Below are 26,592 nucleotides of genomic sequence, written 5' to 3' on the forward strand. Positions count from 1 at the left end.
ATCGGAAACTTTTCACGATTTATCGGAAACATTCAAAAAAAAATCAGCGGATGTTTGGGCATCCGCTGAAAGAAGTTAAAACATTCGATATCCACTTTTACGTAAAAAAATCATGACAATTCCAGCTACAATTGAACCTGCAAAGCCACCCGATAAGATTGCAATATCTACAAATTGCAGTGCTTGTAACTTATCTAAAAGAGCTGGAAATGCGGATCCTGGTTTGAAAATATAATCAAAAAAGCTGACCTCATCAACAATAAATATAACAACAATTGGATACACAATCGCCATTAACCAAGTCATTCGCAGAAGCATATTCAATAAAAATCCGATACCAAAGAACATGACGAAAAATAACAAAATTGAAATGATTAACTGTACTATTGAAACTGGACCTTCCATGTATGTATAACCTCCGTTTTCCTCTCATTAGTTTACATGATTACTACAGCGCTTTCAATGAACTTATCCTTGATTTCGCTTGTTCGTCATATTTAGGAAAATCCACAAGTACATCCCTTACATACTTTTTCTTCCACTTCCTCTGTCACTTTATTTTTTAAAGAACAATCTATAAGAGGAATATCCAAATATATCTCCTGGATTAATACCTTCAATTCCTTCCAATTGATGCTTTTCAAATTGGTTGGATGCCATTTCCTTTAACATAACTGATGTCATTTCATCTTGTGCAAGCTCCTTTGGGTACATCCATTTCGCTTCTAATAATTCATTTTCCTGAATGTAAATCTGCTGCTGCTCATCTTTCATCCGACAATAAAATATCGCCATATTATCGCTAATGTCACCACGAATAACACCCGTTCGAAAACCGATTAAGCCAGATACACAACAATCAATACCCGTTTCTTCCTTTAATTCACGTACAACCGCTTCATCCACAGTTTCACCAGCATTAACAAAACCGGCAGGCAATGACCATCTTCCCTTTAAACCGCTATATGCTTTTTTGACAACTAGCCATTGACCCAGCTCATTTACAGCAACCCCTGCAACCCCTAACCAAACTTTTCCTCTATCTTTTCTCATAACATTCACCTCTATATCGATATTATAACGGCTCATTTTCAATGTATAGAAGTATTAATTCAGAATTTTATGGTTACTTCATACTCTTAGTCATAAAATTCGTGTAAGCTCATCACCATAACGTGTGGTTGACTTCCGTTCCGACGGGGCGTCCAGTCTCCACTCCAATCAACTTATATTCAAGGCATACGTCTAAACAAATGTCATCCACAACTTTAGGTAATGAGCCTTATGTAATCCTTATTTATAAATATGTTACACTCAGATGAAATAACCGAATATTCAAACACCTAAAATAGGGGGAGGTTTATGCTTAACGAACTATCACCTAGTGCAAGGCTTTTTATTTTAGCGATAGCGTTACTTTTAGTATCACCCATCATTGTTTTCATATTGCCATTTGCTATTTCCCAAACGTTTTATTTTAGTAGAGATAATATCGTACTAATCACTCCAACAAACAACCTCACTATGCTTGTCTTAGCAATTGCATTAATTATTTTAACGTTGATCATGCTTGAATTCAAAAGAAATAAATACACCTATTTGATTACGATTATAGTAATAGTGAGCAGTCTGGTTTTAGGCTATTTTTCTCTTATTAATTATATCGCTATACAGAAAACACAAATTGTTTTCAAAGAATTTCATCATCAAACCACATATAAATGGCAGGATATTAAAGAAGTCATTTATGAGTATGAAATAGGTACAGTAGGCACTTATTATTTCCAAACGAAAAATAACGAAGAGTTTGTCATTGCAGAAAACGGGCAATTTGGCACAGAAGAAAAAAGTGCCATTTACCATTTAGCACATGAAAATGGAGCTACATTCATAGAGCGCGAGAAGGTAGAGTAACTATTATTGTTTAAAAAAAGCTGGGTTAAAATCTAAAAAAACAATTGCTTATTTTCGATTTCTCATCAAGATTTTCCTCGATATCGATATTATAACAGCCCATTTTCTTCGCTCGGCAGTTAATATCCTTGCCACAAAGAGCCTCTTTCGTATAGGACGAGAGAGGCTTGCTAACTTTTTTTGCATCAGTATTTGGTCTACTTGCCAAAAATAGTGTATTACTTTTTTCATTCATATACTTGTTTGCATCACTAAATCCAACGAATCTTATGCTTTCAAATGCTCCATATTCCAATTAAGCTTTAATATTTTTTTTAATTTGGTCACTTGATCTTCTCCAATAGTATTGATCAGCTGTTGTACAATCACAGCTTTATAATATTCGTTCTTTTCAAAACAGTCTTGACCAAATTCAGTCATTTGAATTGCTTTATGTTTTTTACTATGTTCGACATCGATAACCTTCACTAATCCTTTTGCTTCCAAACTTTTAATAAATTTATGGGTTGCTTGTCTTGAAAAATCAACATCCTTAGCTACCTCTGAAATCATAAGTTCCTTTTTATATACTCTTCCCAAAATACACCATTCTGAGTTTGAAATATAAATATTATGATGTTTATTCCACTTCTCTTCAACAAGTCGTCGAAGTAGTTCGTGACGTTCGCTCAACAAATCAATTACATCTCGACTCTTCAATTCGTCCTTCAGCTAGATCACCCTCATTCCATATTTTTTGTTATTAATATACAAAAAAACAACAGTAATCGTCAATCAAGTTGACAAATTTCTTTAAATTGCTTACAATTACTTTAGTCAACTAAGTTGACAAAAAAGTTTGTTGGAGGGAATATACATGTATAATGTTGGCGATGTAGTCATTTATTCAACACATGGACTTTGTTCTATTGAAGATATTTGTGAACAAACTTTTAACGATATTACAAAAACTTATTACGTTTTACAACCACTAAATGAACCACAATTAATCATTCGTACCCCAATTGACAATTCCAAAAAACAGCTTAGAGGCATTATTAAAAAAGAAGAAGCACTCAAAATTTTACATTCATTCACATCACCTGGCGTGGAATGGATTGAACAAAGCACTCATCGATCGAGATTTTATCTAGAAATAATTAAATCCGGTAATCGCCAAAAACAAGCAAACCTTTTAAACACATTATTACGAAAAAAGCTCGAATATAGCGTTACTGAAAAAAAATTCCCTAACCAAGAAGAGAAATTACTGCAATCTTTACAAGACAACATTTTTTCAGAGTTTTCCATAGCTCTTGATAAATCATCAGATGAAATTTATGATTATGTATTAACAAAACTTTGCTGACTGTGAATTGTTAGTGCATTAATAAGCCACGATTAGAAAAAATAATCGTGGCTTATTTCATATTAAATGAAGTTTATATTCAAAAAGAAATATAAAAAGGTTCTACTCCACAATTTAAACAATGTAATACTTCGTGTTTAAAATCTTCATTTTCTATTAATAACAACGCTTCCTCAACCTCAAAAAATCCGACCTCTAAACTTTCACAACTCGTTTGTAGCTCCCCGCCAATAGGAGTTCCTAGCCACCACATATTACAAATACTATTTTTTATTTCATGTGAAACACCACAAAATTTAATAACTTCGACTTCAATACCTGTTTCCTCTTTTACTTCCCTAATAACCGTTTCTTTAATTGTTTCATTTGTTTCTACACAGCCACCTGGTAATTCCCATCCTCTAATAGGATCCTTTTTCAAAAGTATTTTATTTTGTTTATTTAAAATAACAGCCCCTGACGTTACGATAAATTTGCGAATGGTGGTTCAACTCCTTTACTATTTAATTTAAAAATAATAAATAATCAATTAAAGTAAAAAAAGCCTCCCTCATTCACACTGTTTTACAACATCATAAATCAAAGAAGCTGATTATTTAGAGCCAAAACTAAAGGGGGAATTTATTTATGTTTACTCACAAATCTCAGGTGTCCCTTCACGTTTCGCCGTTTTGAAAGACTTGTCGCATGATACAATTGCATTTGGATTGTCGATGGTGAAGCCACCACTTGTTAGCGATTGTTTAAAAATGCTGTTATATCAACGTTTATTGATGTTTTGATGGATTATCAATCATAACAGTGTGAATTTAGTTGGTTCATCATTTCGTTGTCTATAACGTTCAATCTCAATTGTTGCACATTTACTATATTGATACCAATTCGCAATATGCCATGTTATAATTTTCAATATAATAAATATTCTGTTATAAAAAACCAGCGTAAATTTAGGAAAATAATAGAATGGAGGAGTTACATTGATTAAATTAATTGACATTAGCAATAGAAATAACGCTAAAGAAGTATTATCTATTCAAATACCATCTTATGAAGTAGAAGCTAAAATAATCGGCTACTATGAAATACCTCCATTGAAAGACACCGTTGATACATTACAAAAATGCGAAGAAACTTTCTTTGGTTATTATGAAAATACAGAGCTTTGTGGCGCAATATCATTAAAAGTAGTAGATGACAATATTGCTGATATACACAGATTAATTGTACATCCGAACCATTTTAGAAAAGGAATTGCCCAGCTTCTTTTAAATTTCGTAATAAGTAATTTTGTTGTTAAAAAAGTAGAAGTGGCAACTGGTTCGAAAAACACTCCTGCAGTTAAATTCTATATAAAGAATGGCTTTGAAAAAACTAAAGAAGTTACAGTAAATGAACAATTATCTTTAACCTTCTTTGAAAAGAAATTATAAACTTTTATTGATGTAATGTGACCATATTATAATTTAATGAAGGACATACCCTTCAACTTTCCAATCAATTAATAAAAAAAGCCTCCCTCATTTATCATGTATAAAACATGACAAATCAAAGAAGCTCGTTATTCACAACCCTTTTTAGCCTAATTTAGGGTTGTTATTATCTATTTTTGGGATTGTGTACATACCTTTTAGCTGTGATTCATCATGCATCCAATATTTTTAGATAAACGCTAATTAATCACAAATCTCAGGTGTACCTTCACGTTTTGCTGTTTTGAAAGACGTGCCGCATGATGCGATTGCATTTGGATTATCGATGGTGAAGCCACCGCCCATTAGCGATTATCAGAAATGTTGTTAAATCAACGTTTGTTGTTGTTTTTATGGATTGTAAATCACAGTGTGGATTGTGTATCCCATACCTCTATGATTATGTACATCGCTGATTCAATTGTACCCTAACTAACATAGAATAACCATTACTAAATGTGGTTAATCGTTTCGTTCTTATCACCATTTCGTGTGAGTGCAACAGGTCACATTTATATAGGAAGATACCCTACCTCAATATCAAAACTATTCCCACCTACGAGGGAATTATGCGTAAGATTAGTTATTGAACTCCCATGAAAGAACTTAATCCTCTTTTATTTTCTGTGGTGCAGTGCTGATTTTTACGCTTCATGGATGGCTAACAGGTTGCTCTAGCTTAATAAGAACAGGACTTACGTGTATGATTCAACCTCATTACATGCAAGTCCTTTTGTTATGCTTCCTCAACCTCTCCTGTAGCTTCTCACATGGCTTTGTATCAACAACTAGATAACCTGTATTGATTCCTCTACTCCACAATCAACGCTCACAGGTTCGTTAAATACTTATAAGAGCTTGCTATTCAGTTCTTGTAACAGTCAATCTTTCTTGTTAGCCATACACATTCATCCTACATCAAAATTTGGAAATATGTTACACTAAATCAAACGACTGATTATTCAATTATTCAACTCCCATGAAAGAACTTAATCATCTTTCATTTTCTGTGATGTAGCGCTGGTTTTTGCGATACATGGATGGCTAACGGAGCAATTTAGTATATCAACAAATAAGTTGTTTTCTGAAACGCACTCAATCATGAACACCAAGTTATTTTTCTTTAAGAAATACCTTAGTTTGGATTTGGTAAACTAGTGATTGAATAAGGAGGAAAGATGATTGCGCCAAAAAAATCAAGATAGAAAACAGATGCAAAAAAAGATTCAAGTTTTATATAGAAAGATAAAACAGCAGCAGAAAGAAGATAAAGATGTCAATAAAATTGCAATAGTCATTGTAAATATTTGTGTTGTATTAGCTATTTTAGTACTTATCTTATATTATTTCTGAATGCGTTTATTGAAGAATTCTAGATTGTTTTATTGGGGAATTCGAGCGTAGAAAAAGTAATTAAACTACAGAGCTTTAGTTTAATAAGAATAGGACTTGTGTTTATGATTATTCCTCATATATGCAAGTCCTTTTGTTATGCCTTCACAATCAACTAGTGTAGCTCCTGTATCTTCACACATAGCTCTGTATAATGGTTAAACAACCTGTGTAAATGAATCCTCTGCTTCACTTCCAACTGTCACAGGCTCGTTACACGCTTCTAAGAGGTTGCTTTTCAACTCTTATAACGGTCAATCTAACTTGTTGCAAATTTACCATTTTCCAACAAAAACGCCATATCACTCTGTTATAATCTTATTTAAGAATGATTTTTCAATGAGTTAACTAAAGCCCAAAGATAGGAGAAAAAGATGGAAAAATACAGAAAACTAATCATTATAGGTTCATCTCTAGGAATCGTGGGATTAATATTAAGTTTTTTTAGTGTTAGTTTTGGAACTGCCATAGCTGATATTTGGTTAGACAGACAAGGTGAAGCTGATACATCGAAGTATGAGTTGGTAATGCAATCAAACACAAATAATTTTTTAGTTATTGGGAGCATACTTTTTAGTGTTAGCCTAATTTCTATTATTTTTTCTTGGTATAGGATATTCGATATAAATGACAAATAAGAAATAAATACCACTTTTTTATTACAGAAACAATAACCTTTACACATCAAGCTAAGGGACTCATGCGTAAAATTCCATGCAAGTCCTTTTGTTATGCTCTCACACTTTCACATACTCGCTCCTACAGCTCCGTTCATGGCTTTGTAACTTCATTCAGACAACCTGTGTAAATGATTTCTCTAATCCATTCTCAAACTCATAGGCTCGTTAACCCCATCTAAAAGCCTGTAACGGTCAATCTTTCTTGTTAACCATACACATTCACCTCACTCCAATATTTGTGGATATGTTCCATCTAAATATAATATTGATTATTCAGTCATTTAAACAATAGAACAGTTAATTTCAATATCTTAAGTAGGTTTAAACCCTTATATACAGTCATATATTTAAAGTAAAAAAGGAAGTGTACAAAATAAAAAAGGGCAAAATCATTTTAATCGGAACCATTGTGATTTTATTTGTTGTAACCTTTCTATTTATCAATAACACCTCAATCAAAGAAGAAATATCTGAAGTCCCCCCTTCAATAAGTCCTGAAATACAAGCGGAAAATGAAAAGAAACAAAAAGAAGTAGAAGAAATTTCAAACCTACTTTATCAAGAGGGGGGCTTTTTTGAACAGGTAAACAACAAATTAAAAGAAAAAGGGTATGATTTTCAAATGTTGCTTGCAGTTTTTTCAAAAGATGATATTCGGGTGAAATATATCTTAACAAATAAAGATGCTATTGAATCCATACAGGAAGATGTAAAATCAATTTTCTTTGAATCAGTTGACAATAACAATCTAGATTCCAATTTATTTAATCTTACAGTTGGTGATAGTAAGGATGCATCAGATTGGTAATAAAGTTTTCTATTTCACTAAGGGTGCTTTATCTCAATAAGAATAGGACTTGCGTTTATGATTGAATTTCATATAATGCAAGTCCTTTTGTTATGCTATCTCTATCTCTGCTGTAGCTCCACAAACGGCTTTGTAGCACCTATTAGATAACTCAACCTCTTCCCTATCAACGCTCACAAGCTCGTGTACAAGGTGCTACGGTCGTTATTGTAAGCTAACTCAAAGTTGAATCTGTTAAGATCTTATCGTATCGCTACGAGATAGCAGTCAATCTTTCTTATCAGTCATATACACTTCCCTACGCCAACATTTGTAAATATGTTACACTATTCCAAATAACTGATTATTCATTCATTTGAATAATGGAGCAATTTAGCTTATCAACAAATAAGTTATTTTCTGAATCGCAATTAATCATGAACACCAAGTTATTTTTCTTCATAAGAAATACCTTTATTTAGAAAAAATAATGATTGAAAAAGGAGGAGAAATGATTGAGCCAAAATAAGCAAGATAAAACCCAAATGCAAAAAAAGGTTCAAGGTTTATATAGAAAGATAAAACAACAGCGTAAGGAAGATAAAAATGATAACAAAATTGGTATAGTCATTGTAAATATTTGTGTTGTATTAGCGATTTTGAGTCTTATACTAAATGCATTTATTAAAGAGTTCTAGATTGTTTATTGGGAAATTTGAGCGTTGAAAAGGTTTGCCAATATATAGTTTCAAGGAGGATAGAAAATTGAAAAACTTTAGACCAATTATTGCACTTATGTTGTTACTAAGTTTAGTTACTGCATGTAATCAACAAAAAGTCGACAAAGATGAATTTGTTGTATTTGCACACCAAGAAAATATGAATGATGAATTGAGGGAATCTTTGTTCATATGTTTAAATACTGAAGAAATTATTTATCAGGTTGATAACGATAATAATGTTTTAATAAAGAATAAAGATGTTGACCATGCAGTTACACGTTGTTCATAAAAATTGAGTAATGCTTTTCGCTACTCAACTCCCATGAAAGAACGTAATAATCTTTCATTCTCAGTGGTGTAGCGTTGGTTTTGCGCTACATGGATGGCTAACGGGAAACTTTAGTTGAATAAGAATAGGACTTGCGTGTATGATGACTACTTACTACACACAAGTCCTTTTCTATGCTCCACAATCGCTCTACAGCCCAACACATGGCTTTATAGCACCTAAACTACCTATTATAAATGACTCTTCTGCTCAAATATCAACCCCCATAAACTGTTAAATGTAGATAGAATTATAATTACCGATTGACCAAATGCTAAAATAGTGAAAAATTACACTATCAGAGATGCTTTAGTGGATAAATTGAGCAAATGATTTGTAGCTTCAATTTTACTCGGAATAATAGGGGGTATCTTCATTTTTCAATAAGCGATACAAAGCCTATCACACATCAACCTAGGACTTGAGCGTAAAAAATGATAATTCTGTTATTAAAGAGAAGGAAGAAACAATATTGAGGGGTGATGTAAGATGAATAAAAAAAAGATATTAATTATAACTAGTACCCTAATCGCTGTTATTGTCTTTGCTCTGCCAATTGGTTTTATTTATGTTCTAAACAACGGTAATCCATATACAAAATACATCGCTAATAAGTATGTTCCGAAATATTTAGAAGCGAAGGGATATACAGACGAAAAAATTGAAGAATCACATTATGTTGAGCCAAAGCACTTAATAAATAAAGATTTTTATCACGGACATTATATGGTCATCTTTAAAGATGAACCTAATACAACTTATTATTATGGAATAACTAAAAAAGGAAAACAAGTTCAGCAATTTTGTGAAAAAAATAGACTTTCAAATGGCATTACTGAAATATTTGAGGGTGAGACAAAACATAGTGAACATGACTGTAAAAATTCACTTGATAATAGAGATTAGTATTAAGCTAACGTGTGCTATAGTTTAATAAGATTAGGACTTGCGTGTATGATGAATCTCATATATGCAAGTTCTTTTGTTATGCATTATAACAATCACAAGAACGCTTCTTAGAATCGCTCTGTGAGATTAATCCACGTGACCAATCATCCACTTGAACGAATCTTGATGCTTTACAATGCTGTTCTGTAGCGTTTGAAATAGAAAAGCACACCAAATTAATTGATGTGCTAATTAAAAAAATTCTTCTTCACCGTCTACCAAACGAATACTAATATTTTACCATATCCACAATTCGGCATCAAATTTACGTATAAACAATTCTTGGATTGTCTGAGTGCGTTCTGAGGGACATGAAAAATAAATTTCACATCAAATAATTAATGATGTTCTATATGCTTTAAAATGGCATCTGTGCTTCAATTTCAGACTCACTGTATGAAGTAACTGCAATTAAACCAACTGCCTTTTTTCATCTTCTGTAAGTAAGTCTTCATGAAAAGTTACTTGACCAAATCCGCCCGAATATCTCTCGAAATATTCCAAACACCAATCAAGAAGCTCCACATCATATCCTTCAATCACTTTTGCAAGGATGAAGCTCCTATATCGCTCAAAAAAACTACCATCCAAAGTTGATGAAGCTTCAATGTAATGCGCTTTTACACGCTTCAAAAGAATGTCTGAATAGACCTGTGTAGACAATTCTGGTGCAACTTTAACACTCTCTTTATTCAGAATACGAATAACATTTTTCTTATAGACAAGAATGTCACTTTTCTTTTCCATATGCTCCAAAAAGTCTCTTTCTTTTTCATTGCGAAAACGCTTTTCTTTGGCTCTCATCTTTTGATAGGCGTTCAATGTGTATCTAGTATTATTTCTATAATTGAAGTCATCTATTTCAGACTCTATCTGTGCCTTCATAGCAGTATAACCAAATTCATCAACTTCATTGTTTCCTGTTTTGTCAGCAACAAAGTAACGAAATGATAATATTATTCTGTCGCTTTTCTCAAGTGCATTAAGAGAACTTGTTAAAATGTTACGATTTGTATCTCGAATATAACCTCGAATATACTCAGTGATTTGATGTGCGTAGACTAGCTTCGATTCACCAAAAATATTATCATGGATTATTTTCAAAATTTTTTTATGCTCAATTTCATTTGGATTTATCAGAGCATAATGTTGAATAAGCTCCGTTGTTGTAATTTCAACAGTATCTTTTTCATAATTCCAGTATTTTGGTTCTAGCTTGACAATGGTTCTAAAGATATGTTCGTCAAGAAGATTTCTGTCTTCTTCTCTGTTAGCCCCATTGCTTCTCCGACCATCTAAACGTTCTGCTCGTTCGCTACGTTTCTCACTTAAAAGGAATCTGCGCTCTTTACCTTTTAGAATCTCGCCTTCTTCATCTGTTTTAAGTTTACAAGTTACATGAATTGTAAGAAGGTCTTTTATCAAAGCTTCTAGAACACTTGAATTATCAATTCTCCCTCTACGTTCATAGCTTTGTAACCTTTTCTCTGCTCCCTCAATACCTTCATCAATAGTTAATATAATCACGGAAAATCTGTGGTGTTAGTTCATCAACTGTCTCAATCTCATAGGTCTGCTCTAACCATTTAACAAAGTAGCTCCAATCTTTACGATAATCTTTTAATGTTCTTGGTCGAAGCCCATCTGCACTTTTAGCAGATACCACAAGGTCAATTGCTTGCTCAAATCTTTGGATATTCTTTCTCCATTGCCATCTTACCTATAGCTGTTCGTTTCTTCTTTTTTAAAACCATACAAAAAAGCCTCCTCAATTTGTTATGTTTTCGCAACATACAAATCAAAAAGGCTTGGTATTCACAACCCTAAATACGCTAATTTAGGGTTGTGTTTACATATAATCGGGATTGTGTACACTCATATTTTCACTGCAATTTACAATCCTTCTTCTACATTTATATCACGTTCAATTACTCACAAATCTCAGGTGTACCTTCACGTTTTGCTGTTTTGAAAGACGTGCCACAGCCGCATGATGCGATTGCATTTGGATTATCGATGGTGAAGCCACCGCCCATTAGCGATTGTTTATAGTCAATTTTTGTTCCCATTATAATCGGCGCATCTTCACGGGAAACAAGAATTGTTAAACCATGTTGTATATCTTCAAAATCATCTTCTTTTTTCTCTTTATCAAAATGCATGCCATACGATAGACCGCTGCATCCGCCACCATTAACAACTACACGTAAAAAAGATCCTTGCTCTTCATTGTGCTCCATCATTTCATTAATATGAAAGATTGCAGCTTCAGTAACTTCAATTACTTGCTTACTTGTCATCCCAATCACCTTCCTTATTTATTATCATATCAATTTTGACTATTGTATGACAAACATTCAGCTCAAGAGGGTTTTTAGTAAAAATTCTAATATCTTTCACATTATCAGTAATTTTTATTCATGTTTATAAAAACTACCTTGGTATAATAGTTATACTAAGTCAATGAAAGAGGTATAAAATATGGAGATTTCACCTTATTACGAAAAAAAAATTCAATGTCATAATTGTAAAAAAGAATTTCCAACATTAAAAGTACGCTCTAAATTCATAAAAGTAGATCATACAGAAACAGATTTTCACCCTATCTATGCAGACGGTGTAAATGCCCTTTATTATAATGTATTTGTTTGTGAGCATTGCGGCTTTTCATTTACAGAAGACTTTACAAAATATTTTGCGCCTGGCACGCAGGATGAAATTCGCGCGCACATTACTGAAAAATGGGTTCATCATGATTTTAAAGGAGAGCGCACTGTATTCCAAGCGATACAAGCTTATAAATTAGCATTTCTTTGCGCTACAATAAAAAAAGAAAAATTTGTCGCAATAGCGGGACTTACGTTGCGTCTTGCCTGGTTATATCGTTCACTTAAAAACGAAGGCCAAGAACAGCGCTTTATGACAATGGCTAGAGATTACTATATGGATTCTTATTCCACTGAGGATTATAGCTCAACTCAAATGTCAGACGTACGAATTATGTATATGATTGCCGAATTATCACGACGTATCGGTGATTTAGAAAATGCGACACGCTTCTTTTCAAAAGTTATTGAAAAGCAAAGTATTGGCGGAGAAGCAAAAATAATTGATATGGCTAAAGAACAATGGGCAATTATTCGTGAGGAAAAAGAACACGCTCGCCAAATATAAGAAAAAAAAAGTTCTAGTCTGAGTGATCAGCTAGAACTTTTTTATAATCAATCGATTAGAATACTTGCTCAACTTCAATTATACCTGGTACTTCTTCTAATAATGCGCGTTCGATACCAGCTTTCAGTGTAATTGTTGAACTTGGGCAACTACCACATGCACCTAATAAACGTAATTTTACAATGCCGTCTTCTATATCTACTAATTCACAGTCTCCACCGTCACGTAGTAAGAATGGGCGTAATTTATCTAATACTTCTTGAACTTGGTCGGTAATTGTTACTTCAGCCATTTGTCTCGACTCCTTTCCTTATAATGATTATAATGTTAGCAACAGAAAAAATCCAATATAGAATCACAAGGAGAGGAAATACTATGGAACAAACAAAACCGATGATTGAAATTTATGGAACAGCAGTAATTTGCGCGAGCTGTGTCAATGCGCCATCTTCAAAGGATACATATGAGTGGCTACAAGCGGCCATAGATCGAAAATATCCAAACCAAGCATATGATATTCGCTATATCGATATAGAAGGACCAATTGAGAATGAGCGCGATCAAGATTATGCTACACGTATTCAGGAAGATGAATTTTTCTATCCTCTTGTTCTTATAAATGATGAAGTCGTAGGGGAAGGCTATGTGCAGTTAAAGCCTGTATTCACAACACTTGAAAACTTAGGCTTCACGCCAGACGAAACTGTATAAAGTGAAACTTTAATCCGGGAGGGTTCTTTATCCCGACTGATTATTAGTCTTCACCAATCGGGCCTTTACGGGAAGTTCATCTTCCGCCTAATTTCTTTGCTTTCGATGAATTTTGAAGTGAGATTCTTGTACCTGACGCTTCGCTTTTGGTACAGATAAATTACTGCCCGTTATTTCGGGATAAAATAAGGGATTGCTTCGAAATTTATTTCGAAACAATCCCTTTTTATAAGGCTCAACGAATTAATCATTTTGACGTTTGTAATACCATAATAATCCTGATTTCATCAAGCGAGCAATACGTCCTGTTACTGTTGTATCTGCTAAATATACAAAGCCTTGTTTTTTACCAAGGGCTCCCATGAAACCTTTTAATTTAATGTCAGGCATTTTCTCAGGTAAGTTTTCGCCTTTCCAACGCATGCGAAGTACTTTGACGATTTGTTCTGCTTGCTCCTCAGCTAACTGAGCAGTTGGAGGTAAATCTGAAGCAGCACAGTCACCTACAACATATACATGCTCATCATCAAGAAGATTGAAATATTGTGTTACAAGTGGACGACCTTGTTTATCTTTTTCAACTTCCAAATCGCGAACAATTTTGACAGGCTGTACACCAGCAGTCCAAACTACAGTATCGAGTGCAATTTCTTCTTCGTGATTGTAAATTTTACCTTGCTCAATTTTTGTAATATTTGAATTGGCAATGACTTCAACATTATGTTTCACAAACCAGTCTTTCACGTATTTACTTAACTTTTCTGGGAAGTCCTTCAAAATACGAGGACCACGGTCGAATAGCTTTATTTTTAAATCTGATCGACTTTCACGTAACTCACTTGCAAGCTCAATACCACTTAAGCCAGCACCTACAATTCCGACTGTAGAGCCTGCTGGTAAACCACAAAGTGATTGGAATGTTGAACGTGATTTCGCCATTGTCTGAATGCTATATGTGTACTCCTCTGCACCTGGTACACCATGATATTTATCCTCACAGCCAAGACCAATTACTAAATCATCATATTCAATACGTTGACCATCTTCTAGAATGACTACTTTTTCCGCACGATTAATTTCAACGACTTCTCCATAGACAGCCGATAAACGTTCATGCTCTGGGAAATCTACACGAATTTCTTTATCTGTTGCAGTCCCTGCTGCTAATGCGTAAAATTCTGTTTTTAAACTATGGAAAGGGGCTCTGTCTACTAGCACAACTTCTGTGTCTAATGGAATGTTTGGTAATAATCGAAGCATCAGACGCATATTGCCGTAGCCGCCACCTAAAAGTACTAATTTACCCATAATAGTCTCCTTTTATATCTCTTGTAATAATTGTTCACAAAGTATCCACAAATGAGTATAACCGATTGTGAGAAGTTTCACAATATCAGAATGCAATTTTGTGAAAGATTTCACAAAACGACTGATAACTTGCTCTTTTCTAACGATAATTGCATCATTTACTACTTAAAATACGCCAAATATATTGTTTTCTGTTACTTTATTCTTGTACAAATCACTTGTCCCTGTAGTTTATTTTTGTTTACGTCCTAATTCAACACTTAGTATTTGCTGTTGTTCATGATAAATTTAAATCATTGACGAATGTTTTAAAAGCGAGTAGCATTACTTTGGTGAGGTGACATGTATGAATCCAATGGTTGAATTTTGTATAAGTAATTTGGCAAACGGCTCTCAAAAAACTTTTGAAATACTAGAGCGCGATCCTAACATTGATGTTTTGGAATATGGCTGCCTCAGTTACTGTACAAAGTGTTCAGAATCATTTTACGCAATCGTCAATGGTGAATTAGTTGAGGCAGATTCTCCTGAAGAGTTGACGAATGCTATTTATCAATTTATCGAAGATAACCCTTTATGGTAATGAAAAACCTTCTACTTATAAATTTGAACATATGAAAAGGATGTTATGCCAAAAAATTCGACATAACATCCTTTTTTTTGTTTAGTCCCAATAGACTAATCAATTATGCCTCGGCATAATTGCGTCCGGAGGCTTTCATTTCAGCAGGTGTCAAAACACCTGCTGAAAGAAATTAAACTAAAGCTTCCACTACATAAGTAGGCTGTTGCTCTCTTTCTAGCACAACCTTTGTTGGGGTAACACCTGTATTAACATGGATTGTGTCACAGCCAAAACGAATGCCACACATTATATCTGTGTCATAATTATCGCCAATCATCACCATCTCATTTTTTGCAAAGCTATGCTCTGTCGCAATGACTTCAAGCATTGCAGGTGATGGCTTACCGATGTAGATGGGCTCAACGTCTGCAACCTCACCTACTAATCGGGCGAAGGACCCATTCCCCGGGAGAAATCCATATTCTGTCGGAAATTTAATATCTTGATTCGTTGCGATAAACGTCGCTCCGTTTTGCACGGCAATCGTCGCCTTTGCAAGTGCCATATAATCTAAGTTTCGGTCAATCCCCATGACAAATACTTCAGGCTCTTCCTCGATAGGTTCAATACCTTCATTAAGTAACGCTTTACGTATACCATCAGAACCTAACATGGCTACTTTTTTGCCTGGGAAATTCAACGCTACATATTTCGCTGTAACTAATGCACTAGAGTAAATATGCTCTAACGGTGCTTCCACACCAATAGCGCCTAAAGCTTCCTGTAGCTGCTCTCTTGTCTTAGAAGAATTGTTTGTTACGTAAAATGGCTCAATTCCTGCTTGTTGTAAACGATGAATAAAAGTAATCGCAGAAGAAATACCTTCTTTACCACGGTAGACTGTACCATCTAAATCAAAGCAATATGCCTTGTACGTTTTCATTGATGATCCTCTGGCAAAAAAGCTGAAACAGGGCCTAGTTCATTTGTTAAATAACTACTCACGGCAGGTGAAAATTGCTTTAACACAGATTGATTCGCTGTTAACACATTTATAACTTCCTGAATATCTACATCTATAAATTCACGAACAAGCACTTTACGTAAGCCAACTACTGCTTTTAACGGTGCTTCCATTTCAGTTGATACGACTTTTTCATCGATTAAAATATCAATAATATCCTCATAGCTTCCTGGATCACGCATAATGAAACCGTCTATCATTAAATTTCCTACGTCCATCATCGACTCCATCACATTGTGACCAATTCGCTCGATTGCTAATTTCTTAATATCGTTTTCTAGCCAGTTATTTTCTGCCTCTAAAATAGCTAATAGTCCATCTAAGTACTGTAAATTTTTTGTGATTTTATTACGATCTACAAAATACACAAGGAAAGCCCCCATTCAAATCTTTAAAAGTTGATAGTCATTTCTCTTCTATAGTACCATATCTATAGGACTGGAAGGAGATTAAAAGATGGAACGGTTTTTTTTATATGATGATGTAGAGGATACGAAAACACGCTTTGTTAGTTTTGCTGGAGATAAGTTACGTTATGATTTAGCCATTTTGCAATCAGGTCGCTTCTTTGGTAAAGTGCTTGTCATGGATATCCAATTTGGACGCTTTGCTATAATAGGGCCAGATGATGTAGAAGAGCCCGGCTACCTAGAACATGTTTACAATCGTACAGAAGAAGACACAGTAGAACTACGTGAATATTTACGTGAATTATTGAACTAACACCCTTGATTGGGTGTTTTTTTATGCTTCCATAATAAGATTCAATACCAGGCATATTGATTAGGAAAAACTAGGTTTATTATAGAGCGATAAAAGATTTATTTCGTTACTATTTTGCTAATATATTTCCATTTTAACTGATTGTAGCGTAGGGCTACTCGAGTGCTCCTGTCGCTTCGCTTTCGTCGCAGAGCAAAGCTTCCCGCGGGAAAGCGAGACAGACGAGACCCTGAGGCCAACACGATGTTGGTCACGAAGGCATTGTCACAGGACGTGACGCACTTAGCCTTCGTTCCTTAAGCGGAGGAAGCGGCTCGACGCTCGCCCGCAGGAAAGCGAGTAGCCCGTAGCGGAAATCAGCCTCTTCGAATTAATTCGAATGTGTAATGGTTAATTAACACACCTGATTCAATACAAAAAAATTCCGCTCTTTCTGCAAGCATATAGTAGCTTTGTGCACCGTTCGGCAGAAGGTAAGCGAAATTTTTTTGTAAATATCTCAAATTTAAACCTGAATGGAGAGCATTTATCGGGCCGTTCTATTCATTATTATTTACAATTGCAGGATTATCCTTATTGTGAGGCTTGTCTTTATTTTCATTATCATTTTGCTTTTTCGCTTGTTGATTTTGTCCAATGACAGCCAAATCATCTACACTAATATCAAAGCCAAAACCATATTCTTCTCGGTCTAACGGTTTTTTATTGCGTTTTTCTTTAGTCAAATTCATCACCTCCAATAAATAAATTATCCTTTTTTAATGGATTTATACGTATCTTGGATGATGCTTTGCTACATCGAATTATGCTGTTGCATCCTTTATAATCCAAACAGCAGCACTTATTAAATCTGGAAAAACGGCATCAGCAAGTGGATCTTTCTCACCTAAGAATACTCCCTTAGTCCCTGCTCGTTTACCTGCTATAATATCTGTATCCGTATCTCCCACCATATAGGATTGTGTTAAATTAATATTATACTTTTCACCCAGATCAACGATTAATTTACTATTGGGCTTGCGGCAGGCACAGCCCGACTTTGGTTTATGGGGACAATATACGACTTCATGAATAGTAGCCCCTTCCTTCTTCAATTCCTTAATCATGTGCTCATGTATTTTTTGAAGCTGCGTTTCTTTCATATACCCTAATCCAACTCCACCTTGATTGGTTACCACAAATATATAGTCAAAGTACTTATTCAATTTTTTTATAGCTTCCGGAACATGCGGCAGGAAATAAAGCTCCTTAGGCTTATTCACAAATTTAACGCGATTCGTTAAGACTTCATTGATGACCCCATCACGGTCCAAAAATACAGCTTTTTTCATCTAAACAACACACACCTTTAATTAAGACTAGGAAAAATTTAACATTCATTCCTTTTGATTCACCACCAAAAATTGAGGATGTTATTTGTTGAAACGTATACCATGTATTTAGGTTGATTGGAGTGGAGGCTGGGCGACTCCTTGGGGATCAGCGTCACAGATGAGACCCTGCAGCGAAGCGAAGCGGCTCATCGGACGCCCCCAGGAAAGCGCCCAGTCGGAACGGAAATCAACCCCACGTTATGTTGATGAACCATGTTATTATTATTCCCAATTTTAAAAAAACCTATCACTACAAAGTAAAAACCTGATGCAAATTACATCAGGCTTTAAAAGTTTATTCTGCTAGTTGTTCATTCTCAACAGGCTTTGTCACTTCGCTCGCTTCACTCACTACAACTTCTGGCTGTTGAATAGACTTACCAGATTTGTGCAAAACAAAATATGCACAGCCAAAATTACAATACTCGTATAAGTAATCTTGAAGTGTACTAATTTTTGTATCGAACGTAGCTTTCTGGTTTTTATCGTCAAAAAAGCCTTTTAAGCGTAATTGATTATAGCCCCAGTCGCCCACAATATAATCATATCTGGCTAAAATATCTGAGTATCGTTCCTTGAACACTTCTTCTTGAAAAGCTTCTCGGTAATCTTCAATAAGCTCGTATTCATATCCTTCAATATTAATCAAAGGGACACCACCTTCTATTTCAACATATGTTTTTACAGTTCTGCATGTAACTGACGCGCTTTTGTTGCTTCGTTAACTTGTTCATCAGCATGATAGCTACTACGTACAAGTGGACCTGCTTCACAATGCTTGAAACCTTTTTCCATCGCTATTTTACGCAGTTTACCAAACTCTATTGGAGAATAATACTTTTTGACAGATAAATGCTTTTTCGTTGGTTGTAAATATTGGCCAATTGTCATAATATCTACGTCATTTGCTCGTAGATCGTCCATAACTTCTATAATTTCTTCCTCTGTTTCCCCTAAGCCAATCATTAAAGATGACTTCGTAGGGATATCTGGCTGCATTTCTTTTGCTAAACGCAGAAACTCTAATGAACGCTCGTATTTTGCACGTGCACGTACTCTTGGCGTTAAGCGACGCACTGTTTCAATATTATGATTTAAAATATCTGGCTTCGCATCCATTAAAATTTGAAGGTTTTCTTCCAAGCCACCTAAATCAGATGGTAATACTTCAACAGATGTAAGCGGACTTTTACGACGAATCGCACGCACTGTTTCAGCTAATACTTGTGCACCGCCATCCTTTAAGTCATCACGTGCTACCATTGTAATAACAACGTGCTTTAAGTTCATAATAGCTACTGAATCTGCTACGCGTTCTGGCTCTGCTAGGTCTAACTCATTTGGTAAACCTGTTTTAACAGCACAGAAACGGCAAGCACGCGTACAAACCGACCCAAGAATCATCATTGTTGCTGTACGTCGTTCACCCCAGCATTCATGAATATTAGGACAGCGTGCTTCTTCACAAACTGTATGCAGATTTTTTTCACGCATGAGCTTCTTTAGCCCTTTATATTCATCATTTGTGTTTAGTTTTATTTTTAGCCAATCTGGTTTTCTTAAATGTTGTTCTTTATCTTTGCTTGTAGGTTTACAAGATGTCATACGAATATCGCCCCTATCAAAAATATGCATTTTTATAAAACTATCTTCACTGTTGTCAATGTAACATAATATATGAACTCCAACAACTATCACAGTAACTTTTCTATTGATTATCCTTAGAAAGAGGGACTTCAATTGACGGCTGTGTTGCTCCTTCTCCATTTGAATAAACATTTGGCACTTGACCCTTCACTATGCCCATTGCTACCGGAATATCCTGAGAAACTATAGCGGTTTTACTAGCAAAAGGGACAATAATTTGTACATTTACCTCTAAATGAATTCCTATCTTCACAAATGCACTATTAATACCATATTCCTCTATTGAAGAAGTAACATCACTATGCACATTACCCATTACATGGAAGCGTACTGGAATTTTAGGTCCTAAATTCCCGAGTAAAGGGATATTGGCCGCCTGGCTGAGAGGTACATAAAATACAATACCTTCCTTCTCTTTTATCTTGTTGTAATCATATTCTATGTTATCAAGATTTGGTAAATGCGATAACTCCCCTTGCTCAGCCTGTTCTAAATTCATTTTTACTTGCTTTACCGTTTCGGCACGAACTCGATTAATCATTTCTGTATTAATTTTCAAATTAGAGTTATCACCAGGGGATACTTCTACAAGAATATCATTAATATCTAAAACATTTGTTGTGGCATTACTGACAACATAAGAGGCAATCTTGTTCGTTTGTGCTTCAGCATATTCTAAATAGGTTGGCATAAGTCTTTCATTGAGAAGATAAATAAATAAAAAAACACCAACAATCACGCATACAATTAATAGGGTTAAACGATTTAATCGACTTCCCTTTTTTCCATGGTTTCCAGAATTGCTATATGATCGTAATTTCATCCTTTTTCGAGGGAAAAACAAAAAAATCTCCTCCTGTTCCATAACGTATGAACAAGAGGAGATGTTTATTCGATTTTCTATGGTATATAATCCGCTTCAACACTTTCAATTGTTACGGATGGGTAGTCCACTAAATTAATTTCATATGTAGCTGTCAATACTTGATTTTGCTTCTCAAAAATACGAATCCATGGTAATGCTGCACAAGATGTATTTTGTCTAGATACAATACCTCGACTTCCATCCGATAATTTCAAAATAACACCGTTTGGATAATGGACAACAGACTTTTTCAATGCTTGCACAATACGTGCATCGTATATAGTTCCAGAGCCTGCTTCTACAATTGCTAGGCCCTGAGAAGGTAGCATTTTTTCACGATATACACGACTTGTAGTCACCGCATCAAAGACGTCTGCTACACCAATAATTTTTGCAAACGGATGGATTTCTAAATCAACTAAGCCCCGTGGATAACCACTCCCATCAATTCGTTCATGATGTTGGAAGGCACAGTGTGCAACAAGCAATGATATAGAATGTAAATTACGTAACAAATCAAAGCCATATCGAGTATGCTGCTTCATCGTTTCAAATTCCTCATTCGTCAGTTGCCCTGGTTTAGTTAGGATCTCTATTGGTACCATCAACTTCCCTACATCATGTAACAAAGCGCCAATCCCAATCAAACGTAAATCCTCAACTGAATATCCAAGCTCTTTAGCAATTGCTATCGAATAAAGAGTGACTTGAAAGGAGTGTTGATATAAATATTCATCAAATAAATAAGCATCTGTTAGGATTGTTAGAATTTCATCATTACTACTAATTGCAGACAATAACTCATCTACAATTGAAATAATTGCTTTTGATTGCTTGTCAAGTACATAAGAGGCATTTACTGAATTTAAACCATTGATTGATTGGAAAGACTCTTTAATGGTTGAAATTGCTTTATTTCGAATAACAGTTGGAACGGTTTCCTTTACCTCAATACCTTCAGAAATTGCATCATTTATATATACATAATGTGTATTTAATTGTTGTAGTCTTTGAATAATACGTGCATTAATGACAACGTCTTTCTTTAAAAGAGGGTGTCCTGCCTCATTCCAAATGGTTCTCCCTAATAGCATTCCTTCTTTTACTGCATCGATTGAAATTAATCGCATGACCTCTTCCCCATTCCATTCTAAAGCATCTTTATCTATTGCTTAAAGAATCTTTGCCCATAATCTATCATAATATTTCGTAAAAATTCTGGTAGAATATATTTCTTCTTCGCATATTTAAAGCTTGGATAAAAATAACCGAACGTAAACAAATCCAGCGTTACTAATTTATAAATTCGATCGTTATCTGCAACCTTACCATTGATAAGTAATTGACGATCCTCATTCATTGAAAAGCCATAAGTCAGCATCTTTCCAAAGATAACGCCTCTAAACCCTAATCCTTTGAGCTCAATATAGGGCCACTCTTCATTTTTAGATTCCTGAAAAATCTCTTTCATTTCAGCAACTGATAATTCAATCGTACATAAATTTATAGGATGAGGGAAGATTCGATGCAAATCTAGTGCAGTCACTGTTCCTTTAGGTAAACCATCTAAAAAAATACCCGCATTAAATAACGCACAGTCCGCTCCACTTTTTTCTAAAATGGCCTGCGCAAACAAATCGGATAATTGCGAATAATGGAACCATTCCTTGTTGTACGATTTTTTCGTGGTGAATACTGGAATATCAAGTAATCGTTTACCTTCTTCCTCAAAAGACTGTACAATATTTTTTTCGTATTGAACAGTTGGCAAGTCCTTATTATGAATTAATATATCCTTTTTTTCAACAATCTTCCTCATTTTTTTATCAAATTCTACAACAAGATGACCAGTATATTGTCCAAATTTACCGCCACCTGTTAATAAAACGCCATTCACTAGTTTTCCATTCGGGAGAACATGATGTGTATGTGAGCCGAATATAACATCAATTTCTGGGCATTCCTCCGCTAAAAGCTCATCCTCTGTTATCCCTAAATGTGACAGACAAACAATAATATCTACTTCTTTACGGAGCTGCAGTGCTAAGTGAATGAGTGTACTTCGTGCCTCATTCATCTCCCAGTTTAATTCCTTATAATAAATTTCAAACATAGCAGTGGCTGCAATAACTGCAAGCTTTGTACCATGAGCAGTTGTTAATACAACATACGGCTTCATCCACGCTGGATTTGTTCCTTGTGAGGCATACACATTAGCAACGACAACATCAAAAGCTGCTTCATCATACAGATGATATAGCTCCTCATGGGACAATGTTATCCCTTCATTATTACCAATTGTCACTACGTCATAGCCAGCTTCATTCAATAACATCACATTGCCCTTACCGACTGTTGCTTCTGTATAAATATTTGAACGATCTAAATGATCTCCTACATCAAATAAATAGCTTGTTTCTCCCAGGTTTGTAAGCCCGATACGCATCTCTCTCACATAGCTTTGCATTCGTGGCCAATACTTAAAATGACTGTGCAAATCATTCGTATGAAAAATATGAATTTTTTCCTGCATAAAAGCCACCTCATCTTTAAAATAGCTTCTGTCTCTGTATAAGTGCTATAAACTCATCAGACCTTAATGTCTGTATAAAGTCGATTTCTAGACACTTCCAATCAAGTTGACAATAAACCCTCGATAATAGAACGAATTCCCAATAACAACAAAATAACTCGAAGTGCTACTACAAGAGTATCCGATTTAATTCTTTTGTTTAATGCTGCCCCAAGCTTTGCTCCAATATAAGCTCCTGGAATAACTGGTATTGTATAGAGCCATGGTACATGCCCTAAATAAATATGACTCGCTGAGTTAACAAGCGACGATAGAAATACCATAAACATCGATGTTGCCACTGCAACATGTGGTGGAAACAAAAATAAAATAATCATAGCAGGTACCATCATCGAGCCCCCACCGATACCAAATAATCCAGAGGCAAAGCCTATGCCAAATGTTAATATAATGGCAAACCAAATTGGATAGCCGTATACAAAGGTATTTCCTTCATTATCCGTGAATTCCTGTTGCACACCATTTTTTACAAACCATTTTACAGGTTTCAATCGATCACGTACAAGTAATATCGTCGCTAAAATGATCAATAAAATACCAAAATATAAATTAAATGATGGTAAATCTAATCCCTTATTTACCCATGCCCCCAGCATTGTCCCAGGAATACTCCCTATGAAAAATATAAAACCGCTTTTATAATCAACTGTTTTCGATTTCATAAAGCTTAACGTAGAGGCAAGACCAGTGAAAATCATCATGACAACAGATAAACCAACCACTTTTTGGGGAGTCATATCTGGAATCATCCCTAGATTTAATCCAATGAATAATGTTGCAGGGACTAAGATAATTCCTCCACCGAGCCCAACTAATGAGCCAATTAACCCTGAAAATAATGCAATAATCGCTAAAAGAATAAATTCCATTATAGTTCCCCTTCAAACATGTTTAATTGTTTAGGCGCTAAACCTACATCTCTAATCGCTAAAATCCCTTGTAACTCCTTTGCATTTTTAGCAGCATGGAGCCCTGAATTATTATTGAATAATACATACAGATCCTGTACCTCTGATTGGAGACGTTTCACATGCTGACCAAGCTGCTGTAATTCTTCACTATTATAATCATATAAAAAACGAACCTTGCGCCAGTTTTCGGCATTACCAGTATTGCGCCACCCATGAATGTTACGTCCATGAATACGTACAAGTGCCTTAGTCGCAGTAACAGTCGGATAAAATGGTACAGAGCCTACGCCAGCCTGTGGTTCATCACAAATAGTGTGAATAAATTGATGCTCTCGTAATAAATCCATCGTTTGCTGCACTACATTGTCCGCATACCATGTCCGATTGCGAAACTCTATAGCTACGTCAAAGCCTTTGAGCTGCTGCCTAATATACAAAAGATATTGAACATTTTTTGCCTGACAATCAAACCAAGGCGGAAATTGTGCAAGTATCATCGCTAGCTTCCCATGACGTTTAAATTCATTAGCACATTCGATAAAGGCATTAAACATGTCATTCTTCGATTCAAATGGTATGTCCCCACGTAAATGACCAGTCATCCCTTGATAGGCCTTCACAACAAAACGAAAATTTTCTGGCGTATCCACACACCATTTCCGAACATTCTCTATCGAAGGTATGGCATAAAAAGAAGTATCTACTTCTACCGTTAAAAAATGACCTGTATAATCGAATAATTTTTCCTTTGAGGCAGTCACTCCACTATAAAGTGAAGGATGATCACCCCAACCAGTTAATCCAACTCGAATCATGTGACTCCCTCCTCTATGTACATTATCATAGCACACACTTTGCTAAACGAAATATGAACGTAACATAAAAAAACATAGCTCATAAACAAGGGAAATATGGATAATTCCCTTGTTTATGCAAAATATAGGATTATCATCAAAACGTGTGGTTGATCTTCGTTCCGGCTGGGCGCTTTGTTGGGGGGCGCTTCGCTTTCGCACAGAGCAAAGCTTCCTGGGGGCGTCCGATGAGCCGCTTGGGCCAAAAGGATGTTGGTCACGAAGGCGTTATCACAAGACGTGATGCTCTTAGCCTTCGTTCCTCTATCGCTTTATCCCCAGGGAGTCGCCCAGCCTCACTCCAATCAACTTATACGCATAATATACGTTTTTATAAATGTCATTCCAAACTTTAGTGATGAGTCAAAATATATGAAATTTAACATGAAAGGGATTTGATTGAAATGATTACCGAACTACAACAAAATGAATTTTACAAGTGTAATGGGTTACTAAATGAGGAAGGGCAATTAGAAGTGAAGGCAGTCGTAGAGGGAGTTAATCCTGGACGAATATTTGTTGATCAAATCGATACACCTCAATCAGCACTTATTTGGTTAGGTAACAATGATGGATTTTTATTTATAGGAAATGAAGATAATGAACAATTTAATAATCAAATAAATGATTTTATTGATCAAGTAATTGTACCCGAAGGAAAAAAAGTGGGGTTACATTACTTTGAAGGCATTGGTAACCATCCGAAGTGGAATCAAAAGATTGAAAAAATATTTAAACATCGTGAACTTGGTAGTTGGAAGCAAAGAGTATATAAGCTCCATAAAAATAACTATCTAGTAAATAATGAGCCCGATGTTAAAGAAGGATACACTGTTTTAAAAATCGATCAAGCTCTGTTTGATGATAACGCCATTAAAAATCCTGAATTTTTACATTCAAAAATTCTTTCGTGTTGGTCTTCTCCTGAGTGTTTCTTGAATAAAGGAAATGGATATTGTGTCGTTTACAATCATCACATTATTAGTCTTTGCTTTTCAGGCTTTGTCGTTGAAAATGTTCACTGTATTGACATTGAAACATTAGAAGCTCACCAAGGAAATAAATTAGCCCAAAAGTTAGCTCACTATTTTGTAAAAGATTGTTTAGCGCAAGGTTCGATTCCATATTGGGATTGTATGGACTCAAATAAGCCTTCCATCGCTGTAGCAGAAAATATAGGGTTTACCAATGTTTTTAACTATGTAGGATACGAGTTTTCATTTAATTAATATATTTAAAACCCCGTTAAGGGAATC

Annotated in this window: 36 protein-coding genes and 2 pseudogenes; 15 read left to right on the forward strand and 23 right to left on the reverse strand. The window is 35.1% G+C overall.

Going from position 1 to position 26,592, the window contains the following annotated elements; genetic code table 11:
• Nucleotides 1-75: 75 nt before the first annotated feature.
• Nucleotides 76-405 carry a YuiB family protein gene (locus tag ACVWXS_RS05200; protein ID WP_068985312.1) on the reverse strand — a complete coding sequence of 110 codons (330 nt, stop codon included), beginning with the start codon at nucleotides 403-405 and terminating at the stop codon, nucleotides 76-78.
• Between the two features lie 150 nt (nucleotides 406-555).
• Nucleotides 556-1,053, reverse strand: a complete 498-nt coding sequence (locus ACVWXS_RS05205) for an NUDIX hydrolase (protein ID WP_456956639.1) — start codon at nucleotides 1,051-1,053, stop codon at nucleotides 556-558.
• Between the two features lie 309 nt (nucleotides 1,054-1,362).
• On the opposite strand from ACVWXS_RS05205, the gene ACVWXS_RS05210 reads away from it, so the two are divergent.
• Nucleotides 1,363-1,914, forward strand: coding sequence for a hypothetical protein (locus ACVWXS_RS05210; RefSeq protein ID WP_456956641.1), 552 nt, complete (start codon nucleotides 1,363-1,365; stop codon nucleotides 1,912-1,914).
• Nucleotides 1,915-2,181: 267 nt separating this feature from the next.
• Here ACVWXS_RS05210 and ACVWXS_RS05215 read toward each other — a convergent pair whose 3' ends face one another.
• Nucleotides 2,182-2,613 carry a MarR family winged helix-turn-helix transcriptional regulator gene (locus ACVWXS_RS05215; RefSeq protein WP_456956643.1) on the reverse strand — a complete coding sequence of 144 codons (432 nt, stop codon included), beginning with the start codon at nucleotides 2,611-2,613 and terminating at the stop codon, nucleotides 2,182-2,184.
• A gap of 157 nt (nucleotides 2,614-2,770) precedes the next feature.
• Here ACVWXS_RS05215 and ACVWXS_RS05220 point away from each other — a divergent pair, with 157 nt between their 5' ends.
• Nucleotides 2,771-3,262, forward strand: a complete 492-nt coding sequence (locus ACVWXS_RS05220) for a CarD family transcriptional regulator (protein WP_456956645.1) — start codon at nucleotides 2,771-2,773, stop codon at nucleotides 3,260-3,262.
• A 79-nt stretch (nucleotides 3,263-3,341) separates the two neighbouring features.
• Here the strand turns inward: ACVWXS_RS05220 and ACVWXS_RS05225 are convergent, their stop codons facing one another.
• Together ACVWXS_RS05225 and ACVWXS_RS05230 are read right to left on the reverse strand one after the other, a co-directional pair.
• A complete protein-coding gene (locus tag ACVWXS_RS05225; protein ID WP_456956980.1) occupies nucleotides 3,342-3,743 on the reverse strand; it encodes an NUDIX hydrolase in 402 nt (133 codons plus the stop codon).
• A 150-nt stretch (nucleotides 3,744-3,893) separates the two neighbouring features.
• Nucleotides 3,894-4,010 (reverse strand): annotated as a pseudogene (locus ACVWXS_RS05230) (iron-sulfur cluster assembly accessory protein); the annotation flags it as partial.
• A gap of 229 nt (nucleotides 4,011-4,239) precedes the next feature.
• On the opposite strand from ACVWXS_RS05230, the gene ACVWXS_RS05235 reads away from it, so the two are divergent.
• Nucleotides 4,240-4,692 (forward strand): GNAT family N-acetyltransferase, encoded by a 453-nt coding sequence (locus tag ACVWXS_RS05235; protein WP_456956647.1) that lies wholly within the window; start codon nucleotides 4,240-4,242, stop codon nucleotides 4,690-4,692.
• 243 nt (nucleotides 4,693-4,935) lie between these two features.
• Here the strand turns inward: ACVWXS_RS05235 and ACVWXS_RS05240 are convergent.
• Nucleotides 4,936-5,043, reverse strand: a pseudogene (locus tag ACVWXS_RS05240) (iron-sulfur cluster assembly accessory protein); the annotation flags it as partial.
• 870 nt (nucleotides 5,044-5,913) lie between these two features.
• Between ACVWXS_RS05240 and ACVWXS_RS05245 the strand changes: the two are divergent.
• The 6 genes from ACVWXS_RS05245 (at nucleotide 5,914) to ACVWXS_RS05270 (ending at nucleotide 9,546) form a co-directional block, all read left to right on the forward strand.
• A complete protein-coding gene (locus ACVWXS_RS05245) occupies nucleotides 5,914-6,084 on the forward strand; it encodes a hypothetical protein (RefSeq protein WP_456956649.1) in 171 nt (56 codons plus the stop codon).
• A 413-nt stretch (nucleotides 6,085-6,497) separates the two neighbouring features.
• A complete protein-coding gene (locus ACVWXS_RS05250) occupies nucleotides 6,498-6,761 on the forward strand; it encodes a hypothetical protein (RefSeq protein WP_456956651.1) in 264 nt (87 codons plus the stop codon).
• Between the two features lie 406 nt (nucleotides 6,762-7,167).
• Nucleotides 7,168-7,611 carry a hypothetical protein gene (locus ACVWXS_RS05255; RefSeq protein ID WP_456956653.1) on the forward strand — a complete coding sequence of 148 codons (444 nt, stop codon included), beginning with the start codon at nucleotides 7,168-7,170 and terminating at the stop codon, nucleotides 7,609-7,611.
• Nucleotides 7,612-8,105: 494 nt separating this feature from the next.
• A complete protein-coding gene (locus ACVWXS_RS05260) occupies nucleotides 8,106-8,288 on the forward strand; it encodes a hypothetical protein (protein WP_456956655.1) in 183 nt (60 codons plus the stop codon).
• Nucleotides 8,289-8,355: 67 nt separating this feature from the next.
• Entirely contained in the window at nucleotides 8,356-8,601 is a 246-nt protein-coding gene (locus tag ACVWXS_RS05265; protein ID WP_456956657.1) for a hypothetical protein, read from the forward strand.
• A gap of 528 nt (nucleotides 8,602-9,129) precedes the next feature.
• Nucleotides 9,130-9,546, forward strand: a complete 417-nt coding sequence (locus ACVWXS_RS05270) for a DUF3139 domain-containing protein (RefSeq protein ID WP_456956659.1) — start codon at nucleotides 9,130-9,132, stop codon at nucleotides 9,544-9,546.
• 453 nt (nucleotides 9,547-9,999) lie between these two features.
• On the opposite strand, the gene ACVWXS_RS05275 is transcribed toward ACVWXS_RS05270, so the two are convergent.
• The 3 genes from ACVWXS_RS05275 to ACVWXS_RS05285 all read right to left on the reverse strand — a co-directional run bounded on the left by ACVWXS_RS05275 (nucleotide 10,000) and on the right by ACVWXS_RS05285 (nucleotide 11,888).
• Nucleotides 10,000-11,115 (reverse strand): hypothetical protein, encoded by a 1,116-nt coding sequence (locus ACVWXS_RS05275; RefSeq protein WP_456956661.1) that lies wholly within the window; start codon nucleotides 11,113-11,115, stop codon nucleotides 10,000-10,002.
• Nucleotides 11,096-11,254, reverse strand: a complete 159-nt coding sequence (locus tag ACVWXS_RS05280; protein WP_456956663.1) for a hypothetical protein — start codon at nucleotides 11,252-11,254, stop codon at nucleotides 11,096-11,098. Before ACVWXS_RS05280 ends, ACVWXS_RS05275 begins: the two co-directional genes overlap by 20 nt.
• Before the next feature lie 262 nt (nucleotides 11,255-11,516).
• Nucleotides 11,517-11,888, reverse strand: a complete 372-nt coding sequence (locus ACVWXS_RS05285) for a HesB/IscA family protein (RefSeq protein WP_456956665.1) — start codon at nucleotides 11,886-11,888, stop codon at nucleotides 11,517-11,519.
• Nucleotides 11,889-12,069: 181 nt separating this feature from the next.
• On the opposite strand from ACVWXS_RS05285, the gene ACVWXS_RS05290 reads away from it, so the two are divergent.
• Nucleotides 12,070-12,762: a DUF2225 domain-containing protein gene (locus tag ACVWXS_RS05290; RefSeq protein WP_456956667.1), complete on the forward strand. Its 693-nt coding sequence runs from the start codon at nucleotides 12,070-12,072 to the stop codon at nucleotides 12,760-12,762.
• A 55-nt stretch (nucleotides 12,763-12,817) separates the two neighbouring features.
• Here ACVWXS_RS05290 and ACVWXS_RS05295 read toward each other — a convergent pair whose 3' ends face one another.
• On the reverse strand, nucleotides 12,818-13,054 hold the full coding sequence (locus tag ACVWXS_RS05295) for a NifU family protein (protein WP_423474724.1): 237 nt from the start codon (nucleotides 13,052-13,054) through the stop codon (nucleotides 12,818-12,820).
• A gap of 83 nt (nucleotides 13,055-13,137) precedes the next feature.
• Between ACVWXS_RS05295 and ACVWXS_RS05300 the strand changes: the two genes are divergently transcribed.
• Nucleotides 13,138-13,473 carry a YuzD family protein gene (locus ACVWXS_RS05300; protein WP_374965490.1) on the forward strand — a complete coding sequence of 112 codons (336 nt, stop codon included), beginning with the start codon at nucleotides 13,138-13,140 and terminating at the stop codon, nucleotides 13,471-13,473.
• A 243-nt stretch (nucleotides 13,474-13,716) separates the two neighbouring features.
• Here ACVWXS_RS05300 and ACVWXS_RS05305 read toward each other — a convergent pair whose 3' ends face one another.
• Nucleotides 13,717-14,781, reverse strand: a complete 1,065-nt coding sequence (locus ACVWXS_RS05305; RefSeq protein WP_068985322.1) for an NAD(P)/FAD-dependent oxidoreductase — start codon at nucleotides 14,779-14,781, stop codon at nucleotides 13,717-13,719.
• 346 nt (nucleotides 14,782-15,127) lie between these two features.
• Here ACVWXS_RS05305 and ACVWXS_RS05310 point away from each other — a divergent pair, with 346 nt between their 5' ends.
• Nucleotides 15,128-15,364 carry a YuzB family protein gene (locus ACVWXS_RS05310; RefSeq protein ID WP_068985323.1) on the forward strand — a complete coding sequence of 79 codons (237 nt, stop codon included), beginning with the start codon at nucleotides 15,128-15,130 and terminating at the stop codon, nucleotides 15,362-15,364.
• 172 nt (nucleotides 15,365-15,536) lie between these two features.
• Here the strand turns inward: ACVWXS_RS05310 and ACVWXS_RS05315 are convergent, their stop codons facing one another.
• Both ACVWXS_RS05315 and ACVWXS_RS05320 read right to left on the reverse strand, forming a co-directional pair.
• A complete protein-coding gene (locus tag ACVWXS_RS05315; protein ID WP_456956670.1) occupies nucleotides 15,537-16,289 on the reverse strand; it encodes a TIGR01457 family HAD-type hydrolase in 753 nt (250 codons plus the stop codon).
• Nucleotides 16,286-16,738 carry a DUF86 domain-containing protein gene (locus tag ACVWXS_RS05320; protein ID WP_402985495.1) on the reverse strand — a complete coding sequence of 151 codons (453 nt, stop codon included), beginning with the start codon at nucleotides 16,736-16,738 and terminating at the stop codon, nucleotides 16,286-16,288. Before ACVWXS_RS05320 ends, ACVWXS_RS05315 begins: the two co-directional genes overlap by 4 nt.
• 88 nt (nucleotides 16,739-16,826) lie before the next feature.
• Here ACVWXS_RS05320 and ACVWXS_RS05325 point away from each other — a divergent pair, with 88 nt between their 5' ends.
• Entirely contained in the window at nucleotides 16,827-17,093 is a 267-nt protein-coding gene (locus tag ACVWXS_RS05325) for a DUF3055 domain-containing protein (RefSeq protein ID WP_049669114.1), read from the forward strand.
• A gap of 539 nt (nucleotides 17,094-17,632) precedes the next feature.
• Here the strand turns inward: ACVWXS_RS05325 and ACVWXS_RS05330 are convergent.
• Both ACVWXS_RS05330 and ACVWXS_RS05335 read right to left on the reverse strand, forming a co-directional pair.
• Nucleotides 17,633-17,824, reverse strand: a complete 192-nt coding sequence (locus ACVWXS_RS05330; RefSeq protein ID WP_368637809.1) for a hypothetical protein — start codon at nucleotides 17,822-17,824, stop codon at nucleotides 17,633-17,635.
• A 72-nt stretch (nucleotides 17,825-17,896) separates the two neighbouring features.
• The gene (locus ACVWXS_RS05335) at nucleotides 17,897-18,424 is read right to left on the reverse strand and encodes a D-glycero-alpha-D-manno-heptose-1,7-bisphosphate 7-phosphatase (RefSeq protein WP_368637810.1); all 528 of its coding nucleotides are present in this window, start codon (nucleotides 18,422-18,424) and stop codon (nucleotides 17,897-17,899) included.
• 117 nt (nucleotides 18,425-18,541) lie between these two features.
• On the opposite strand from ACVWXS_RS05335, the gene ACVWXS_RS05340 reads away from it, so the two are divergent.
• A complete protein-coding gene (locus ACVWXS_RS05340; protein WP_456956673.1) occupies nucleotides 18,542-18,673 on the forward strand; it encodes a hypothetical protein in 132 nt (43 codons plus the stop codon).
• 88 nt (nucleotides 18,674-18,761) lie between these two features.
• On the opposite strand, the gene ACVWXS_RS05345 is transcribed toward ACVWXS_RS05340, so the two are convergent.
• From ACVWXS_RS05345 to ACVWXS_RS05380, 8 genes are all read right to left on the reverse strand, one after another.
• Entirely contained in the window at nucleotides 18,762-19,115 is a 354-nt protein-coding gene (locus tag ACVWXS_RS05345) for a YutD family protein (RefSeq protein ID WP_456956675.1), read from the reverse strand.
• Nucleotides 19,116-19,147: 32 nt separating this feature from the next.
• Nucleotides 19,148-20,071, reverse strand: coding sequence for a lipoyl synthase (gene lipA / locus ACVWXS_RS05350; protein WP_368637812.1), 924 nt, complete (start codon nucleotides 20,069-20,071; stop codon nucleotides 19,148-19,150).
• Between the two features lie 103 nt (nucleotides 20,072-20,174).
• Nucleotides 20,175-20,978, reverse strand: a complete 804-nt coding sequence (gene yunB / locus ACVWXS_RS05355) for a sporulation protein YunB (RefSeq protein WP_456956677.1) — start codon at nucleotides 20,976-20,978, stop codon at nucleotides 20,175-20,177.
• A 35-nt stretch (nucleotides 20,979-21,013) separates the two neighbouring features.
• Nucleotides 21,014-22,108: an HD-GYP domain-containing protein gene (locus ACVWXS_RS05360; protein ID WP_456956679.1), complete on the reverse strand. Its 1,095-nt coding sequence runs from the start codon at nucleotides 22,106-22,108 to the stop codon at nucleotides 21,014-21,016.
• Between the two features lie 35 nt (nucleotides 22,109-22,143).
• Nucleotides 22,144-23,511, reverse strand: coding sequence for a bifunctional metallophosphatase/5'-nucleotidase (locus ACVWXS_RS05365; RefSeq protein WP_456956681.1), 1,368 nt, complete (start codon nucleotides 23,509-23,511; stop codon nucleotides 22,144-22,146).
• Between the two features lie 101 nt (nucleotides 23,512-23,612).
• A complete protein-coding gene (locus tag ACVWXS_RS05370) occupies nucleotides 23,613-24,440 on the reverse strand; it encodes a sulfite exporter TauE/SafE family protein (protein WP_374965480.1) in 828 nt (275 codons plus the stop codon).
• Nucleotides 24,440-25,297 (reverse strand): DUF72 domain-containing protein, encoded by an 858-nt coding sequence (locus ACVWXS_RS05375; RefSeq protein ID WP_374965479.1) that lies wholly within the window; start codon nucleotides 25,295-25,297, stop codon nucleotides 24,440-24,442. The genes ACVWXS_RS05370 and ACVWXS_RS05375 overlap by 1 nt, the downstream gene beginning before the upstream one ends.
• A gap of 113 nt (nucleotides 25,298-25,410) precedes the next feature.
• Nucleotides 25,411-25,557: a hypothetical protein gene (locus tag ACVWXS_RS05380; protein WP_456956684.1), complete on the reverse strand. Its 147-nt coding sequence runs from the start codon at nucleotides 25,555-25,557 to the stop codon at nucleotides 25,411-25,413.
• A 183-nt stretch (nucleotides 25,558-25,740) separates the two neighbouring features.
• Between ACVWXS_RS05380 and ACVWXS_RS05385 the strand changes: the two genes are divergently transcribed.
• On the forward strand, nucleotides 25,741-26,565 hold the full coding sequence (locus ACVWXS_RS05385; protein ID WP_456956686.1) for a GNAT family N-acetyltransferase: 825 nt from the start codon (nucleotides 25,741-25,743) through the stop codon (nucleotides 26,563-26,565).
• Nucleotides 26,566-26,592: the final 27 nt, after the last annotated feature.

It is taken from the genome of Lysinibacillus sp. TE18511, from assembly GCF_054062295.1.

Bases quoted from the DNA above. Each gene is read 5' to 3' on its own strand.
- ACVWXS_RS05360 (WP_456956679.1), bottom strand. From the start codon at position 22,108: ATGCGATTAATTTCAATCGATGCAGTAAAAGAAGGAATGCTATTAGGG.
- ACVWXS_RS05250 (WP_456956651.1), top strand. From the start codon at position 6,498: ATGGAAAAATACAGAAAACTAATCATTATAGGTTCATCTCTAGGAATC.
- ACVWXS_RS05305 (WP_068985322.1), bottom strand. From the start codon at position 14,781: ATGGGTAAATTAGTACTTTTAGGTGGCGGCTACGGCAATATGCGTCTG.
- ACVWXS_RS05335 (WP_368637810.1), bottom strand. From the start codon at position 18,424: ATGAAAAAAGCTGTATTTTTGGACCGTGATGGGGTCATCAATGAAGTC.
- ACVWXS_RS05200 (WP_068985312.1), bottom strand. From the start codon at position 405: ATGGAAGGTCCAGTTTCAATAGTACAGTTAATCATTTCAATTTTGTTA.
- ACVWXS_RS05315 (WP_456956670.1), bottom strand. From the start codon at position 16,289: ATGAAAACGTACAAGGCATATTGCTTTGATTTAGATGGTACAGTCTAC.
- ACVWXS_RS05375 (WP_374965479.1), bottom strand. From the start codon at position 25,297: ATGATTCGAGTTGGATTAACTGGTTGGGGTGATCATCCTTCACTTTAT.
- ACVWXS_RS05385 (WP_456956686.1), top strand. From the start codon at position 25,741: ATGATTACCGAACTACAACAAAATGAATTTTACAAGTGTAATGGGTTA.
- ACVWXS_RS05330 (WP_368637809.1), bottom strand. From the start codon at position 17,824: ATGAATTTGACTAAAGAAAAACGCAATAAAAAACCGTTAGACCGAGAA.
- ACVWXS_RS05325 (WP_049669114.1), top strand. From the start codon at position 16,827: ATGGAACGGTTTTTTTTATATGATGATGTAGAGGATACGAAAACACGC.
- ACVWXS_RS05300 (WP_374965490.1), top strand. From the start codon at position 13,138: ATGGAACAAACAAAACCGATGATTGAAATTTATGGAACAGCAGTAATT.
- ACVWXS_RS05310 (WP_068985323.1), top strand. From the start codon at position 15,128: ATGAATCCAATGGTTGAATTTTGTATAAGTAATTTGGCAAACGGCTCT.
- ACVWXS_RS05285 (WP_456956665.1), bottom strand. From the start codon at position 11,888: ATGACAAGTAAGCAAGTAATTGAAGTTACTGAAGCTGCAATCTTTCAT.
- ACVWXS_RS05295 (WP_423474724.1), bottom strand. From the start codon at position 13,054: ATGGCTGAAGTAACAATTACCGACCAAGTTCAAGAAGTATTAGATAAA.
- ACVWXS_RS05205 (WP_456956639.1), bottom strand. From the start codon at position 1,053: ATGAGAAAAGATAGAGGAAAAGTTTGGTTAGGGGTTGCAGGGGTTGCT.
- ACVWXS_RS05220 (WP_456956645.1), top strand. From the start codon at position 2,771: ATGTATAATGTTGGCGATGTAGTCATTTATTCAACACATGGACTTTGT.
- ACVWXS_RS05210 (WP_456956641.1), top strand. From the start codon at position 1,363: ATGCTTAACGAACTATCACCTAGTGCAAGGCTTTTTATTTTAGCGATA.
- ACVWXS_RS05365 (WP_456956681.1), bottom strand. From the start codon at position 23,511: ATGCAGGAAAAAATTCATATTTTTCATACGAATGATTTGCACAGTCAT.
- yunB (WP_456956677.1), bottom strand. From the start codon at position 20,978: ATGGAACAGGAGGAGATTTTTTTGTTTTTCCCTCGAAAAAGGATGAAA.
- ACVWXS_RS05370 (WP_374965480.1), bottom strand. From the start codon at position 24,440: ATGGAATTTATTCTTTTAGCGATTATTGCATTATTTTCAGGGTTAATT.
- ACVWXS_RS05270 (WP_456956659.1), top strand. From the start codon at position 9,130: ATGAATAAAAAAAAGATATTAATTATAACTAGTACCCTAATCGCTGTT.
- lipA (WP_368637812.1), bottom strand. From the start codon at position 20,071: ATGACATCTTGTAAACCTACAAGCAAAGATAAAGAACAACATTTAAGA.
- ACVWXS_RS05290 (WP_456956667.1), top strand. From the start codon at position 12,070: ATGGAGATTTCACCTTATTACGAAAAAAAAATTCAATGTCATAATTGT.